This is a genomic window from Proteus sp. TSJ240517, assembly GCF_047921575.1.
Taxonomy (GTDB): Bacteria; Pseudomonadota; Gammaproteobacteria; order Enterobacterales; family Enterobacteriaceae; genus Proteus.
In genome coordinates, this window is sequence record NZ_JBLRMH010000001.1 from 471,880 (window position 1) to 488,836 (window position 16,957).

16 protein-coding genes are annotated in these 16,957 nt (G+C 36.5%); 14 read left to right on the plus strand and 2 right to left on the minus strand.

The window, feature by feature from the left end; genetic code table 11:
• Positions 1–85 precede the first annotated feature (85 nt).
• Positions 86–1,033: a ribose-phosphate diphosphokinase gene (prs, locus tag ACNARN_RS02200; RefSeq protein WP_036912921.1), complete on the plus strand. Its 948-nt coding sequence runs from the start codon at positions 86–88 to the stop codon at positions 1,031–1,033.
• Between the two features lie 238 nt (positions 1,034–1,271).
• Here the strand turns inward: prs and ychH are convergent, their stop codons facing one another.
• On the minus strand, positions 1,272–1,550 hold the full coding sequence (gene ychH / locus ACNARN_RS02205; RefSeq protein ID WP_072068239.1) for a stress-induced protein YchH: 279 nt from the start codon (positions 1,548–1,550) through the stop codon (positions 1,272–1,274).
• Between the two features lie 344 nt (positions 1,551–1,894).
• On the opposite strand from ychH, the gene pth reads away from it, so the two are divergent.
• Together pth and ychF are read left to right on the plus strand one after the other, a co-directional pair.
• Positions 1,895–2,479: an aminoacyl-tRNA hydrolase gene (gene pth / locus ACNARN_RS02210; protein WP_416304083.1), complete on the plus strand. Its 585-nt coding sequence runs from the start codon at positions 1,895–1,897 to the stop codon at positions 2,477–2,479.
• A gap of 189 nt (positions 2,480–2,668) precedes the next feature.
• Positions 2,669–3,760: a redox-regulated ATPase YchF gene (gene ychF, locus ACNARN_RS02215; RefSeq protein WP_023582042.1), complete on the plus strand. Its 1,092-nt coding sequence runs from the start codon at positions 2,669–2,671 to the stop codon at positions 3,758–3,760.
• A gap of 94 nt (positions 3,761–3,854) precedes the next feature.
• On the opposite strand, the gene ACNARN_RS02220 is transcribed toward ychF, so the two are convergent.
• Positions 3,855–5,672, minus strand: a complete 1,818-nt coding sequence (locus ACNARN_RS02220; RefSeq protein WP_416304084.1) for a pentapeptide repeat-containing protein — start codon at positions 5,670–5,672, stop codon at positions 3,855–3,857.
• 271 nt (positions 5,673–5,943) lie between these two features.
• Here ACNARN_RS02220 and budA point away from each other — a divergent pair, with 271 nt between their 5' ends.
• The 11 genes from budA to ACNARN_RS02275 all read left to right on the plus strand — a co-directional run bounded on the left by budA (position 5,944) and on the right by ACNARN_RS02275 (position 16,945).
• A complete protein-coding gene (gene budA, locus ACNARN_RS02225; RefSeq protein WP_198632177.1) occupies positions 5,944–6,771 on the plus strand; it encodes an acetolactate decarboxylase in 828 nt (275 codons plus the stop codon).
• Positions 6,772–6,837: 66 nt separating this feature from the next.
• Complete coding sequence (alsS, locus tag ACNARN_RS02230) at positions 6,838–8,517, plus strand: acetolactate synthase AlsS (protein WP_416304085.1); 1,680 nt, start codon at positions 6,838–6,840, stop codon at positions 8,515–8,517.
• A 305-nt stretch (positions 8,518–8,822) separates the two neighbouring features.
• Positions 8,823–9,251: a PPC domain-containing DNA-binding protein gene (locus ACNARN_RS02235; RefSeq protein WP_198619967.1), complete on the plus strand. Its 429-nt coding sequence runs from the start codon at positions 8,823–8,825 to the stop codon at positions 9,249–9,251.
• A gap of 77 nt (positions 9,252–9,328) precedes the next feature.
• The gene (locus tag ACNARN_RS02240; RefSeq protein WP_349443094.1) at positions 9,329–9,910 is read left to right on the plus strand and encodes an ECF transporter S component; all 582 of its coding nucleotides are present in this window, start codon (positions 9,329–9,331) and stop codon (positions 9,908–9,910) included.
• 2 nt (positions 9,911–9,912) lie between these two features.
• Positions 9,913–10,614 (plus strand): energy-coupling factor transporter transmembrane component T, encoded by a 702-nt coding sequence (locus ACNARN_RS02245; protein WP_198619966.1) that lies wholly within the window; start codon positions 9,913–9,915, stop codon positions 10,612–10,614.
• Complete coding sequence (locus ACNARN_RS02250) at positions 10,608–11,450, plus strand: energy-coupling factor ABC transporter ATP-binding protein (RefSeq protein WP_198619965.1); 843 nt, start codon at positions 10,608–10,610, stop codon at positions 11,448–11,450. Before ACNARN_RS02245 ends, ACNARN_RS02250 begins: the two co-directional genes overlap by 7 nt.
• Positions 11,437–12,237 (plus strand): energy-coupling factor ABC transporter ATP-binding protein, encoded by an 801-nt coding sequence (locus tag ACNARN_RS02255; RefSeq protein ID WP_416304086.1) that lies wholly within the window; start codon positions 11,437–11,439, stop codon positions 12,235–12,237. Before ACNARN_RS02250 ends, ACNARN_RS02255 begins: the two co-directional genes overlap by 14 nt.
• A gap of 78 nt (positions 12,238–12,315) precedes the next feature.
• Positions 12,316–12,828 (plus strand): DedA family protein, encoded by a 513-nt coding sequence (locus ACNARN_RS02260; protein WP_349443093.1) that lies wholly within the window; start codon positions 12,316–12,318, stop codon positions 12,826–12,828.
• A gap of 388 nt (positions 12,829–13,216) precedes the next feature.
• Positions 13,217–14,251: a TAXI family TRAP transporter solute-binding subunit gene (locus tag ACNARN_RS02265; protein WP_109372195.1), complete on the plus strand. Its 1,035-nt coding sequence runs from the start codon at positions 13,217–13,219 to the stop codon at positions 14,249–14,251.
• A gap of 12 nt (positions 14,252–14,263) precedes the next feature.
• The gene (locus ACNARN_RS02270; protein WP_109372193.1) at positions 14,264–16,231 is read left to right on the plus strand and encodes a TRAP transporter permease; all 1,968 of its coding nucleotides are present in this window, start codon (positions 14,264–14,266) and stop codon (positions 16,229–16,231) included.
• Positions 16,232–16,945, plus strand: a complete 714-nt coding sequence (locus ACNARN_RS02275; protein WP_109372191.1) for a FadR/GntR family transcriptional regulator — start codon at positions 16,232–16,234, stop codon at positions 16,943–16,945.
• Positions 16,946–16,957 lie beyond the last annotated feature (12 nt).

Genomic DNA, 16,957 nt, shown 5'->3' on the forward strand with positions numbered 1-16,957 from the left:
TGATGTTTACAAACCCTATGTTCATAAACACGTTCTTTACAGGTCAACAATATCTCTCTCTGGACGCAAGCCTGAGGTTTTTCTCGTGCCCGATATGAAGCTTTTTGCTGGTAACGCAACCCCGGAACTGGCTCAACGTGTTGCCAACCGACTCTACACTAGCCTAGGAGACGCGGCTGTAGGTCGTTTTAGCGACGGTGAAGTCAGTGTGCAAATCAACGAAAACGTACGTGGTGGTGATGTATTTATCATTCAATCAACCTGCGCACCTACTAATGATAATTTAATGGAATTAGTGGTCATGGTTGACGCATTACGTCGAGCTTCCGCTGGTCGTATCACTGCTGTTATTCCTTACTTCGGTTATGCCCGTCAGGATCGCCGTGTTCGTTCAGCCCGTGTTCCTATTACGGCAAAAGTTGTTGCGGATTTCTTATCTAGTGTAGGCGTAGATCGTGTTTTAACCTGTGACTTACACGCAGAACAAATCCAAGGGTTCTTTGATGTACCGGTTGACAATGTCTTCGGCAGCCCAATTCTTTTAGAAGATATGCTTCAAAAAGATTTGGACAACCCTATTGTTGTTTCTCCAGATATTGGCGGTGTTGTTCGCGCTCGTGCTATCGCTAAACTTCTGAATGACACTGATATGGCTATCATTGATAAACGTCGCCCTCGCGCTAACGTTTCTCAAGTTATGCACATTATTGGTGACGTTGCTAACCGCGACTGTATCCTTGTTGACGATATGATCGACACAGGCGGTACATTGTGTAAAGCAGCTGAAGCGCTGAAAGAACGTGGTGCTAAACGTGTATTTGCTTACGCGACTCACCCAATCTTCTCTGGTAATGCTGTTGAGAACATCAAAAGCTCTGTTATTGATGAAGTGGTTGTCTGCGATACAATTCCGTTATCAGCAGAAATCAAAGCATTAAATAAAGTCCGCTCATTGACCCTTTCTGGCATGCTGGCTGAAGCAATTCGTCGCATTAGCAATGAAGAGTCAATCTCTGCGATGTTTGAACATTAATTTGTTATAACATTCATTGCAATTTGAGATAACTAAACCCGCTATAGCATTTGTTATAGCGGGTTTTTTGATGTTTTTTTCTAGATTAAGAGAATTTTAGGCAACAAAAAACCCGTTATCATTAAACGGGTCTATAGGTGTGTATTACAACGCATAATGACAACTATTATTCACTTAACATCAGTTTTTAATTTCTTGTTATTTTTATCTATTCTGATATTCATTTGTGATAATAACATTATGGATAACGGTGATTGTCATGACGACGATAACGTTCATCATGGTTACGTAACCACCAATATCTTTCTGCTATTGTTTCTCTACCACCAATACGGGCGCCAGCTAACCAAACTAGAGCACCAATAAAGATCCCCATTAAAGAGATATCCGCTAGAAATTCAGGGAGCCCTAATGGGAAAATATGGCTAAGAAGCGTATAACCAAGACTACCGAGCATCACAACCATCCCCGTAGCCATACATAAATTACCAACTGCAAATGCATGTTTATATTTCATGTTGCACCTCCAAGCGCGTCGTCAGACGATTCAACAACAAAATACATCGAATAACCTTTTATTCTTTGTAGTTATTATAGCCATAAATACTAAGAAGTTATTGTCGAAGGGATCACATCGCTCCGAAATTTATTGACAATTCTTAACAAAAAATGTGTTTTTTTCTTTCAAAAGAATAAAACAGCGCCGATTTTGTTATTTTCGCTCTTTTTGTTAAATCAAAAAATTAACATTTCCTCTGCTTATCATTTCAAAAAACATTCTATGTAATCTATTTTGTGCTTCTGAGCTTAGACAGGTAAACTATGGGCTTTCTTTTAAGACGATAACAGTGAAAGGCTATTGTGAGTAAAATTAAACTTATCGTCGGGTTAGCAAACCCCGGTACAGATTATGCCCAGACTCGTCATAATGCGGGTGCTTGGTATGTTGATTTATTGGCTCAACGCCATCAACAATCTCTAAAAGAAGAGAGTAAATTCTTTGGTTACACTGCGCGTATTAATTTGAATGGTAATGATGTTCGATTATTAGTGCCTACCACTTTTATGAATTTAAGTGGTAAAGCGGTACAAGCAATGGCAAATTTCTATCGCATTGAGCTTGATGAAATTTTAGTTGCACATGATGAACTCGATTTACCACCCGGTGTTGTCAAAATGAAGCTAGGTGGTGGCAATGGCGGTCATAACGGATTAAAAGATATTCAAAGTAAGTTTGCTAATAATCCGAACTTCTATCGTTTACGCATTGGTATTGGTCACCCTGGTGATAAAAATAAAGTGGTTGGTTTTGTATTAGGCAAACCACCCATGAGTGAACAAAAATTAATTGATGACGCTATTGATGAAGCACTTTCATGCACAGAGATTCTCATGCGTGACGGCTATGAAAAAGCCATAAACCGCTTACATAGTTTTAAAGCTTAATCAGCATTAGTAAGCAAACTCAATTACTTTCAAGTTATTAAGTGGGTAAATCACCCTCTTCTTTTGCGCGATTAATCCCTGATGATTTAATCAATCGGGGATTTGCTCTATAATAGCGCCAAATTTTTTTTAACAGCACACAACAGGAACACTCCCTCCTGTTGTTTTTATGTGACAAGGTGAACGTTTATGGGATTTAAATGTGGTATCGTCGGTCTGCCTAACGTAGGGAAATCTACACTGTTTAATGCCTTAACTAAGGCAGGTATTGAGGCAGCCAACTTCCCATTCTGTACTATTGAGCCAAACACAGGTGTTGTTCCAATGCCTGATCCTCGCTTAGATAAATTAGCTGAAATTGTTAAGCCACAGCGTATTTTACCTACAACAATGGAATTCGTTGATATTGCGGGTTTAGTAAAAGGCGCATCTAAAGGCGAAGGTTTAGGTAACCAATTCCTAACTAATATTCGTGAAACTGAAGCGATTGGCCATGTGGTTCGTTGTTTTGAAAACGACAATATCATTCACGTTGCGGGCAAAGTTGATCCTGCTGAAGATATCGAAACTATCAATACTGAACTTGCCCTTTCTGACTTAGATACCTGTGAACGTGCAATGCACCGTAATCAGAAAAAAGCGAAAGGTGGCGATAAAATTGCTAAAGCAGAAATGGAAGTGTTAGAAAAATGCTTACCGCATTTAGAAAACGCGGGCATGTTACGTGCTTTAGATTTAACTGAAGAAGAAAAAGCGACTATTCGTTATTTAAGCTTCTTAACGTTAAAACCAACAATGTATATTGCAAACGTTAATGAAGATGGTTTTGAAAATAACCCTTACCTTGAAACCGTTCGCAAAATCGCAGAAGCAGAAGGCTCTGTGGTTGTTCCTGTTTGTGCTGCGATTGAAGCAGACATTGCTGAATTAGAAGATGCTGAGCGTGAAGAATTTATGCAAGATTTAGGCATCGAAGAGCCCGGTTTAAACCGTGTTATCCGTGCGGGTTACGCATTACTGAACTTACAAACTTACTTCACTGCGGGCGTTAAAGAAGTACGTGCATGGACAATACCAGTAGGTGCAACTGCGCCACAAGCCGCAGGTAAAATCCACACTGACTTTGAAAAAGGCTTTATTCGCGCTCAAACTATCGCTTATAACGATTTTATCACTTACGGTGGTGAGCAAGGTGCAAAAGAAGCGGGTAAAATGCGTGCAGAAGGTAAAGAGTATATTGTTCAAGACGGCGATGTGATGAACTTCTTGTTTAACGTGTAATTCTCGTTATTACAAAAAATACATTTTCTTAATTAAGCCCCAAAAGTTGATCTCCAGCTTTTGGGGTTTTTTATGCTTTTGCATTAAATAAGTATTATCTCCACTGTGGTGGTATCATCTTATTAAAAATAGAAGCACAGCGCATTTTTCCATATGCACTCATTCGGAAATAAAGACCAGTTGTTTCAGTGGTCTCTTTACCGCTTCCCACTAAATCAGACATAAAATCATAATAATCATCGCCCATTAATTTTGCATTTAATTTATTAGCTTTATCTATTAATGCATAAGCATAAAGTTTCAATACTTGAGGTGACTTATTTCCCAAGCCAAATACATCGTTAGATGCATATTTAACAAATATAATTGCAAGGCACAGTAAGTATTTAGACTTTTCTTTATCCTTTAACCCGTTCAATTCAAAAATGTCACATATTTGTTGATAATGTTTATTTTTGAGTGATGTCATTGAAATATTGGTTTCTGGGATATCTATTAATTCTTTTAAAACCAAATATATTTTAGTTTGCTCTTTCTGATCACGAACAATTAATTTGTCATTAACCTGAATATGATTACCAATGAAAGCAGAATTGAATCCTTCAGCGTAACTATCAAAATTAGATGCTAGTTTCTTAAATTTCTCACTCAGAGCAAAATCATTATAATTCTCTTTAAAGATCTTAAAATCTTTATTAAATAAAACATAAAGATTGCTTTCGTTAACCTTCTGCAATATTTTATCGTTATAAAGATAAAATGAATTCCACTGTGTATCAGCTTTTTTAAGGTCGGCAAATAGCATTTTATTTAATTCGTTATAGCTTGTCACCATCGTTTTATTTTCATTAATAATAATTATATTATTAGCGTCTTTATTATCCCAATCAACCTTTTCATCATTAACAGTTTTATGCTTTTCATAAAAGGATCTTACCCTTTCTAATTTAAGATATTTATCATATAAAGTTCTAGATTTTTCTTGAATATCTAATTCTTTATGATAAAGAGCGACTGCCATTAAATTAATAAATTTTTTATTATTTTTCAATAGGAAATCATCCTGTTCTTGATCATTAAAAAACTTGGAAATAATATCCAGATATAACGATACGTGCTGTAGTGCTATATGTTTTTCATTATTATTAGTTAGAGTTAATTGATCAAGCAAAGATTTAACAGAATCTCTAATCTCTTTATCTTCCAAATAATATTCTTTTGAAAAAATGTAATCTAGAAATGAGTCAATATGTTGTAAATTTACATAATTATTATCCCAAAAATGCACTTCACTGATTAATTGCTTGACGAGTTCTATTTTAACATCGGAATATTTATCATCAATACTTCTGAGAGTATTAAGTATTTTTTTCTTAGCTGGATCATCGATTAGTTTTTCATTTACCAAAACTTTATCCATATATTTTATATTTTTAAATTTTATTTCCGCACCATCAAGCTTGGCATTCGAAAAATTAGCATCATTTATATGGATTTTAGTTCCGCTCAAATCACTCTTTATAAATTTTGAGCCATCCAAAAATATACCACTTAAATCAACATTGGAAATATTAGAATTTGAAAAATCATTATTTGTTTTAATTTTCAAATAATTAAGTTTATTTAAAATCTCAAAACCTTCATTCCTGAGATCTTTATCGAAATATGTTTTTCTTTGACTAATGGTGTCTATTTTTTTAATCAGTTTTCTATATTTAATTACTTTAATTTCATTAAGTTCACGTCCTTTATTTTTATAACGGAAATTACACTTAGCAGTTGTTAATTTTATATCCAATATCTTTCTTGCAAAAGATAAATTATTATAAGAAGGATTATAATCTGCCAGATCAACAGCGGCTGTAGTATCCTTAGCTAAATGAGCCTTTAGATATGTAAAAACTATATTCATAATAGTAGCCTATATAATTAACTATGTATCGTAAGTGACGATAACAAGCATTTATGATTTCTACTTTAATAAAGTAACCACCATTCAAATAACTTAAAAAAAACCATTCAAATAACTTTATAAAATAATCACCACACACATCTAAAAAATAGTAAATTATCATTAATATTTTAATAACAATAAAAACATTTGAATTTTTTATTCACGAGACTAATAATTAAATTGATAGTCAATTAATGACCATCTTTATCAAATAAGGATCAGTTGCATTATGAATTATAATTTAAGCCATAATATGCGAGATAATAGCGATATAGCCCATAATAAAAATAGTAGTTGTCAATGTAGCCAAGAGATAGTAACCAATCTAAATAATTATATTAATAATCATCCCGAATGTACTATTTATCAGAATTCATTAATGAGCAGCTTAATTGCCGGCGTTTATGATAGTGATGTTACTATTGCTGATTTATTAAAACAGGGTGATTTTGGTTTGGGCACCTTTAATCAACTTGATGGTGAATTAGTTGCTTTTGATAACAACGTTTTCCAATTACGTTCTGATGGCAGTGCCCGTAAGGCATTAGACTCTCAAAAATCCCCTTTTGCTGTGATGACCTTTTTTAATTCTGATATTGAACATTCGTTTTCTTACGGCGCCTCACAACAAGAAATACATAATACAATCAATCAGTATGTTCCTTCCGATAATCTTTTTTGTGCAATTAAAATTGAAGGCGAATTTGAATTAGTCAAAACACGTACTGTTCCTCGCCAAGAGCCTCCTTACCTTCCCATGTTAGAGGCAATAAAAAATCAACCTATTTTCACGTTTCATAACGAAACCGGTATTATTGCAGGTTTTCGTTCACCACAATTTACGCAAGGCATGAATGTTGCTGGATTTCATGAACATTATATTAATCAACAACGTCAAGGTGGTGGTCATGTTCTTGATTACTATTTAAAATATGGCACCTTAAAAATCGGTGTTATTTCTCGCCTTACCATCGACTTACCCTGCCAAGCTACGTTTCTGCAAGCTAACTTAATGCCAGACAATCTGCATCAGGCAATAGAAAAAGCTGAAAATTAATCTAGAAGCCTCTTAGCTTTATTACCCGCTTGTATTTTATTCACTTGCAAACTCAAAGAAGGTTATATGAACACTCATCATTGGAAATGTGGTGCAGATTTAGTCGTCAAACAATTAGAGCAACATGGCATCAAACAAGTATTTGGTATTCCAGGTGCAAAAATCGATCGTGTATTCGATTCGCTTGTTGATTCAAATATTGAAACTGTGGTTGTTCGTCATGAAGCGAATGCGGCATTTATGGCTACGGCAGTCGGACGCTTAACGGGTAAAGCGGGAGTCGCTATCGCTACATCTGGGCCAGGATGTTCTAATCTTGCAACAGGCATTGCAACGGCAACTTCTGAAGGTGATCCGTTAGTCGCATTAGGCGGTTCAGTAAAATCGGCGGATAGATTAAAACTGGTTCATCAGAGTATGGATACAGTTACCATGTTTAATCCTATCACTAAATTTTGTGCTGAAATTGATTCCTCAAAATCAATCTCTGAAACAATGGTCAATGCGTTTCGTCATGCAGAATCAGGAAGACCTGGCTCTGCTTTCTTAACATTTCCAATGGACATTTTAAATAATGCTGTTGATAGCCCAATATTAGAGCCTAAATCTAAATCTAATCTGGGTGGAGCAAACAATGATGCAATAAAAGAAGCGGTTACCTTATTATTAATGGCAAAAAACCCTGTCATTTTATTAGGTTTGCAGGCGAGTTATCCTGATAATGCATTATCACTGCAAAAACTACTCGATATTTGCCCTCTCCCAATTGTGGGAACTTATCAATCAGCAGGCGCTATCGCTCAACGCCATTTTCCTTTATTTGCTGGTCGCATAGGTTTATTTAATAATCAGCCAGGCGATGAATTACTTTCCCATGCTGATTTAGTCATTACGTTAGGTTATAGTCCAATCGAATATGAACCTTCATTATGGAATCACAATAATGCCAATATTATTCATATTGATGAAATTCCAGCTGAAATAGATCTAGCTTATTGCCCTGATTTAGAATTAACCGGCAATATCAAATTAACTCTCGATAATTTAACTCAGCGTTTCGCTAAACAATCCACATCTCAAATTACACTCTCAAATAACACTCGTCAGGTTTTAGAAAAAATTCGCCAGCAAAGAGAAACGCTGCAACAAAATAGTTATTTTAGGCAAGGTAGTCCTATTCACCCTTTAACCATTATTCATGAGATGCAAGATATTATTGATAACGATGTAACACTGTGTATTGATATGGGGAGTTTTCATATCTGGTTAGCTCGTTATCTTTATAGTTTTAGAGCAAGACAAATGCTGATTTCTAATGGTCAACAAACTATGGGTGTTGCATTGCCGTGGGGAATTGGTGCCTCTTTTGTTCGTCCTTCTGACAAAATTATTTCTGTTTCTGGTGATGGTGGCTTTATGCAATCTTCAATGGAATTAGAAACTGCGGTTCGTTTAAATACAAATATCCTACATATTATCTGGGTGGATAACGCTTATAATATGGTCGAAATGCAAGAAAAGGAAAAATATGGTCGTTATTCTGGCGTGAAATTTGGCGCAATTGATTTTAAACGTTACGCGGAATCCTTCGGAGCTAAAGGGTTTTCTGTTGAATGTGCTTCTCAATTACGTAGCGTTTTACATGAAGCAATGGCTGTTGATGGCCCTGCTGTTCTTGCTATTCCTGTCGATTATAGTGATAACGCTAAATTAATGGAACATATTGATTATAATTTGATTATTTAGTTATCTTACTTAAACGCCCTATTTAGAAAAATAAGGATGAACATTCTCCTTTCATCCTTATGCCCTCCTTTGTTTTTCCATATTTTATTCTTTTGATACAAAACAATTTCATTGTTAATAAAAAGTTATTATCTATTTCCTCTTTCGTTTTTTTTATTAATAATACATTATGCGAGTTTTGTGCATAAAAATGAAAGTAGATAATAAAAATAAACTAAGTCTTATCTTATCTGAAACGGTCATTTTAGTGCTTACAATAACCATAATAAATTAAATATAGACATTCAGTTATTAGGATAATCACCATGCCACACACCTCATTACTTTATTCCAATTCTCGATTTATTCCACTTCGCCTTCTCCCTAATGAAGATGTGATTATGGCATTACGACAGATGATTAAAGAACAAAACCTGAAATCGGCATTTATTGCAGGTTGTGTGGGCAGTTTAACAGATGTGGTATTACGCTTTGCAGGACGTGAAGAAAATCGCTATCTTACGGGTAAATTTGAAATTGTTTCACTAATTGGAACATTAGATGACCAAGGTGAACATTTGCATTTAGCGGTTTCAGATGAAAATGGATTAATGTGTGGTGGACATATGATGCCAGGTTGTACAGTGCGCACAACGCTAGAACTCGTTATTGGTGAGTTAGAGCAAGTGACTTTTAGCCGTCAGCCTTGTGAACACTCTGGTTATGAGGAGTTGGTCATCACACCGCGTAAATAGCCTTTTTATAAAAAGAGCGTTATTGATGCAGAATAATAAAACCAATAGTCACTATCCTTTGTAAAGGTTTTTAAACTATGTCTACAACTCCTCTAATTTCGAGCCGTACTCTTGTGCTCATTGTTGTTTCTATTGCAATAAATATGATCGGTGGTCAAATCACCTCAATGGTCAAACTTCCTATCTTTTTAGACTCCATCGGCACGCTTATCTGTGCCTTATTAGGTGGTCCATGGGTTGCATTATTTACTGGATTATTAACCAACCTGTTATGGGGATTAATTAGTGGCCCAATGGCTGCTGCATTTGCACCTGTTGCCATGATGATAGGATTAAGTGCAGGTTTATTAGCGCGTGCTGGTGGTTTTCGTTCATTAACTCGAGTTATTGGCTCAGGTATTATTATTACTTTAGCGTTAATGGTTGTCGCTGTTCCAATTCGGACTTATTTATTTGGTGGTGCCACAGGCAGTGGCGCAGATTTCTTTGTCGCTTATTTTCATGCGGTTGGTGAAGGGCTTATTGAATCTGTTGCAATTACTGTTTTAGGTGCAAATCTCGCCGATAAAATATTATCAGCGATTATTGCTTGGTTATTAGTACGTCAATTACCACAAAAAACACAACGCAACTTCCCTGCAATGGCTAAGGTTCGCTAATAATGCACCCCTTTACCTCATTGGCATTATGGCTTTGGCTAAGTGCCAGTGTGCTGTTTTTATCATTAAGCTTACCACTGCTGATAATTAGCAGTGGTACTTTTATTAGCTTATTACTCTGGAAAGCCTCTCGCTGGCGTTGGCGCCTTATTGCATGGTTGATGATCCCTATGGCGATAGGCCTATGGTTAGTTCATAGCGGTTGGTTTGCTTATTGGTTAACAGGTGGCATTTTAGATACCAGTAAACAAGCTATGGCAATAACGCTATGGCTAAGATTATTAGCAATAATAAGCGGTGCTCAATTGTGGTTGCAGTACACTTCAACCGAACAATTTATTAGGGCCTTATTTGCTAGCCGTCTACCTATGAGTCTTTCCTATTTATTAGCAGGGCCTTTGTTACTTGTAGAACAATTACGCCAACAGTTACACAATATAAGAGAAGCACAATTAGCACGAGGTGTACCTCTTGATGGTTCATTCTGGCAACGTCTAATAACATTGCCTGCTATTGTCTTGCCACTTATTAGCCATGTATTAAGTGATTTAACGATTCGTAGCGCTGCATTAGATATGCGAGGATTTCGTATTATTGCAAAACGTACCACGCTTTCTCCCCCTGTCGATACACCACTACAAGAGATGTTACGCTATTTTATTTTACTGCTTATCTTTGTTGAAGGAGCTATTTGGCTATGGTAATAAATCTTCAGCAATTTAGTTTTACTCCTAAAGACGATGAGCAACCTATTATTGGCCCTATTGATCTACAATTAAAGCAAGGAGAATGGCTTGTTGTTTTGGGAGGAAATGGCAGTGGAAAAAGCCTTCTTGCCCAACTACTAGCAGGTTGGCATCCCGATTTATTAACAGGCTCAGTGCAAGGCTTGGGAATTGTACAAAATATTGCTCTGGATAAAAGCCGATTAGTATCACTAGCCCCCGGTAGACAACTCGTTCAACAATCTCCTCAATTACAACTTTCAGGTTGTGCTTTTACAGTAGAGCAAGAGATTGCTTTTGGCCCTGAAAATTTGGGGTTAAGTGATAATGAAGTTCGATTTCGCGTAAAAGAAGCAATGATATTAACGCAATGTGACAGCCTTCGTTTCCGCCACCCTTCTACACTGTCAGGCGGAGAAGCGCAGCGTGTAGTCATTGCAAGCGCTCTTGCCATGCACCCTAAATTATTATTGCTTGATGAAGCATTTAGTCGTTTAACACCAAATGCAACACAACAATTACAGCAACGCATTAAACGGTACGCACAAGAGCACACATGTAGTGTGATTATTTTTGAACGCAATTTATTGCCTGCAATAACACTTAGTGAACAATTTTTATTGTTAGAAGCAGGAACAATAAAAGCAGCAGGTGCTTTAAAAGATATATTTCCTTTCTTATTTACAACAATTAATGCTCCTGATGCATGGTTAGCTTTAAATTGGTTAGTCGAAAACCATCATTGGAAAAAAAATATTGTAAATAACGATAAGGCCTTACTTAAGGCTTTTAAGGAGTTTTATGTTACAGCTTGATAAAGTGACTTATCGTTGGAGTGAAGATGTTCCACCGTGTATTTCTCAATTATCTTTAACATTAAATCAAGGTGAATGGATAACACTCGTTGGTGATAATGGTGCGGGTAAATCAACACTATTACGTTTAATTGCAGGATTGTTAACGCCTAATGAAGGTGAGATAAAACTCAATAATCAGTTATTATCTCAAATGAAAGCACAGCAACGTGCTCAATATATTGGTGTATTATTCCAAGAGCCTGAACGACAAATATTTCATAACACCGTAGAAAAAGAAGTTTCTTTTGGCTTGAAACAACGCAAGTTTTCTAAAGAAGAGATTAAAAAACGTTTGGATGAAACATTAATGCTTTGCGGTTTAAGCAATGTCGCTGATGTTCATCCTTTAGATTTACACGCAGGTCAACGTAGAATGGTTGCCGTTGCAAGTTTGAGTATTCTATCCCCCAAAATATTACTACTTGATGAGCCGACTCGCGATTTCGATGCACATTGGCTAACATGTTTTGAGAACTGGCTTCAGATACAAAAAACATTAGGTACATCTGTTCTTGCGATTAGCCATGATCTTGATTTTACGGCACGTCATTTTCAGCGAGTTATCCATTTATCATCAGGAAAATTAATTGCTGATGGCGCTCCTGAAAATGTATTAATGAGCTCAACGTTGCAATCCCTTTCAGATATACCCGCACCTACGTTATACTCATTAAGTCAGAAATTAAAATTACCAATAAAAAACAGCCCTGTTGAATGGGCTAAAATGTTAATTAAGAATAAATAAAAATTATAATATTAGCTCATAATAATCTTAAGACTTATTTCTATTATTATCATTTATTTTGCTGCTGGAGATAATTAAATGGAAATCTTTCACATGGTATTAGACTCATTGAGTCACTTATCTCCTATTACCCTATTCTTATCTATTATCTTAATCACGGCTGGAAAATCGACCATCGGTATTTCTTCATTTTTGCCACCAGCATCTTTGATGTTGATCTTTATTTTTGGTGCCTGTTTACCACTTTACTCCCCGATATTTCTTTGGTTAGCAACCAGTTTTGGTGCCTTATTAGGTTCAATTTTAAGCTATGAATTGGGGTGTTCAATTTATCGTTTTCCTCGTCTTAAATTGTGGGTTAAGCGTTATCAATCAAAAATAAATCGAGTTCAACAGTTATTAAAAAATAAAACGTACTATATTTTGTTTATTTCTCGATTCTTAGCTGTCTTTCGTTATTTAACACCCTTTAGTGCAGGCTTATTAAAATTACCTGCTTATGGTATTTATATCACTAGCGCTATTTCTGCATTGGTGTGGTCTGCAATGTTTATTCTAATTGCAACAGGAGTGCTCTCTATTGCATTATAGGAATACTGATTAATCCTTAATTTTACTTATTTTCTTAATTCTCAAACTCATCTATTTTCACTTTTTTTCGCAAAATTGTTTAAATTTCTACCAACTTCTCTTTTTTTCATTTTATTTTTTATTATCGATAAATAGGCTATTTTTTAGCTCATTTTATCGTTTCCCTAGCAAGTTATTGATATTTTCTTTTGTGTTTTATGACTATCACCATAATTATGATTAAAAATTGCATAATTACTATGTTGATCACAAATTGTTATTTTCTTGTTTAAATTTCATTACGCCACCTCACAATTCTTTAACTTTCTTGTTTTCTATAAAAGTTGTCATGTTGTATACAAGTTAGTGTGAAACATTCACCTGCGTTTTTATGTACAGGAACAACATCATGAGAATAAGAAAAACAAAGCTTGCCATCGGTATTGTTGCTGTTATTGCTGTTGTCTCATTAGCAGTAATCGGCAAAAAAGAGAATGCGAATAAACAATTTCTCTCTGTAGCAACCGCTTCAACAGGAGGAACGTATTATCCGATGGGAGTGGGTTTAGCAAACGTATGGAGTACACATCTTAAGGACAGAGGTGTTCAAGTAACAGGACAATCTTCAGCGGGATCAATAGAAAATATCTATTTAATGCAGAAAAATGAAGCTCAACTTTCAATTTTACAAAGCCTTTTAGCCGTAGAGGCTTATGAAGGGGTGCGTAATTTTGAAGGCAAACCAGAAAAAGATCTGCGTTCAATTTCTATGTTATGGCCTAATGTTGAGCACTTTGTTTTAATGGATAACAAAGTAAAAACGGGCACATTAGAAGATATTCGCGCGACTAGCTTTTCTGTGGGTCCTCAAGCCAGTGGTACTGAACAATCCACGATTATTATTCTTCAAGGCGTGAATTTAACTAAAAAAGATATCACACCTGAATATCTTGGATATGGCGATACCGTTTCTGCCATGCGAGATGGCCGCCTTGATGGTGGTGCATTACCTGCTGGGGTGCCAGCTTCTGCGGTAACTGATATGTACGCAAGTGGTGTCAGTGCAAAATTACTCGAAGTCACGGATAAGCAACTTGATGATATCAATCATGTAGCGAATTCATGGTTTCGTTTTGAAATCCCCGCCAACACCTACCCTCGTCAAACTGAAATGGTCAATACGATTGCTCAACCTAATATCTTAATGACCACAACCAGCATTGATAATGATCTGGTTTATGAGTTGACAAAAACTATGTTTGAGAACCTTCCAGAGGTTCACCAAGTTCACAGCGCAGCCAAGTACATCACCACAGAAAATGCATTAAAAGGTGTTTCTGTACCATTACATTTAGGGGCTTACCGCTACTACAAAGAAATCGGATTAGAGATCCCTGATTATCTTATTCCACCAGAAGCTCAAACGCAGACTAATAATAAATAACAGGAGTGAGTTATGACTAATAATGACCACCTAACTCCGGTAGAGCCACCTGCATTAGATAAAGAAGCAAGCTCCGGCAATCGCCAACTTGCAGGTATTTACCTGAAAATTACCACGACTCTTGCAATATTAATTTCGCTTTACGCTATTTATTCCAACGCATTATCAAATACTCAAGAATTTTACCGTAATACTATTTTTCTTAGTGGTATTTTAATTCTAGGCTTTATTCTGTTTCCATTCTCTAAGCGTTTTTCAACGCCTAAATTTAATGGATGGGATTATCTTTTTATTGCTTTAACATTAATCAGTTATGGATATTTTTTCTTTAATTACGTCGATCTTCATGTTGTAAGAAAAAGTATTCCCAATACTACCGATTATGTCATGGCAATACTGGGTATTATTGTACTGTTTGAAGCAGCAAGAAGAACCACTGGGTATTTCATTCCAGGGCTTGCAACTTTTGCCATTATCTATGCTTTATTTGGTCAGTATTTTATGGGTATTTTCGGTCATGCCGGATTTTCTGTAGAAAGATTGTTATACCGTTTATTTATGACCAGTGAAGGTATTTTTGGGATCACCCTTTCAACAGCCTCGACAGCGATTGTTGTCTTTATTCTTTTTGGATCGTTCTTAAGTGTCAGTGGCGCAACAGCCCTGTTTAATGACTTAGCACTTGCTCTTGCGGGTCGTCGCCGAGGTGGTCCTGCTCAAGTCGCTGTTATTTCATCTGCATTAACAGGTTCATTAAGTGGAAGTGCTGTCGCCAACGTAGCAACAACGGGGACTTTTACCATTCCTTTAATGAAAAGCATTGGATTAACGCCTCGCTTTGCGGGTGCCGTAGAAGCAACAGCATCAACAGGCGGTATGATAATGCCACCTATTATGGGTGCTGCCGCATTTATTATGGCGGGCTTTTTAGGCATTTCTTATACCACTATTGTTATTGCAGCGATTATTCCAGCGTTGTTATATTACGCAGCTTTAATTATGGCGATTGATATCGAAGCCAAAAAACAAGGATTAAAAGGTTTAAGTAAAGAGAATATTCCACAAGTTAAAGCGGTATTAAAAGCGCGTGGTTTATTATTACTACCTTTAGTTATTGTTATTGGCACTTTATTAGTGGGTAAAACACCTATTTATGCAGGCTTCTTAGGTATTCTGACCATTATTGTCGCAAGTTGGATAACGCCTGATAAATCAGTCCGTATGACATTAACTAAAGTAGCTGACGCCTTAGCGGAAGCGGCTCGTGGATCTGTTCAAGTGACTGTCGCTTGTGCTGCAATCGGTGTCATCATCTGTGTTGTGACAATGACAGGTATCGGTGCAACATTGGCATTCAATATCGTCTCAATGACAGATAACACATTATGGATGATCTTATTAGTCGTTATGCTAGTGTGCATTGTATTAAGTATGGGTTTACCTTCAACGGCGTTATATATTGTCGTAGCCGTTACAGTGTCACCTATCTTAATTAAAGCGGGTGTTATGCCTTTAGCAGCTCACTTCTTTGTTTTCTGGTTCGGAGCTTTATCCAATATTACACCACCCGTAGCATTAGCAAGTTATACCGCGGCCAGTATTGCTAGAGCTGATCCAATGCAAACATCATGGGATGCGGTTCGTTTAGCACTTCCCGGTTTTATTATTCCGTTTATTTTAGTCTATAACCCTGCTTTACTGATGCAAGGTGATAATTTAGGTGTACTTTCAATTGGATTAATGATTATTAGTGCATTAATCGGAATTTATGCACTCAGTATCGCAACGGCAAACTTCTGGATGATTAAAACAACATGGTTTGAGCGTATTGCATTTGCAGCAGCGGCAATTCTAATGATTAAACCGGGCTTATATACCGACCTTTTAGGTGTCGCCTTGATCCTATTAACGGGTGCATTCCATTTATTACGGTCTAAAAAACAGTTAGCCAATATGGAGCATGCATCTGGAGAAAACTAGATGATACAAAAGATCTCACGCCAAAAAGCGTCGCATCAAATTCTTGAGCAGATAAAGCAAAATATTAGTAACGGGACTTACCCTATTGGTGAAAAGTTACCCTCTGAAAATGTACTTGCTGACGCCTTTGGCGTCAGTCGAGTTCCCATCAGAGAAGCATTAGGTGTCTTAGAAGCCAGTGGCATAGTAACTTCACGCCAAGGGGGTGGTCGCCGTGTAATTGACCATTCTATACTCAGTAAATATGAACCATTGGTAATGGAAATTGCTTGCCCTGAAGAGATAGATTCACTGCTCGAAATGCGTGAGGTCATTGAACATGAAGCGGCAGCTATTGCCGCTTTACGTCGAACACCAGAAGAATTACGCGCTATCGAAAACGCCCACGATGCCTTTGTTTTAGCAACAAGACAAAACAAAAGTATTGGTCATAAAGAGGACTATCAATTTCATCGTTCTATTATGGTTGCCTCTCATAACTCTTTTTTTGTCCAGATCTTAGATAACTTACACGAACTCTACCTTGGCGTATTAATGTATTCGCTAAGTAAAAACAAAGGACGAGATACTGAAATTGAGCGAGTGATTGCGGAACATGAGGCAATTGTCGAATCAATACGCCAACAAGATCACGATGAAACAAGCCATAGAATGCGTCTTCATTTAACCAATGTACGTGGCAAATTAAAGCGATTACAACAAGAACCCTGTTAATTTAAAATTTAT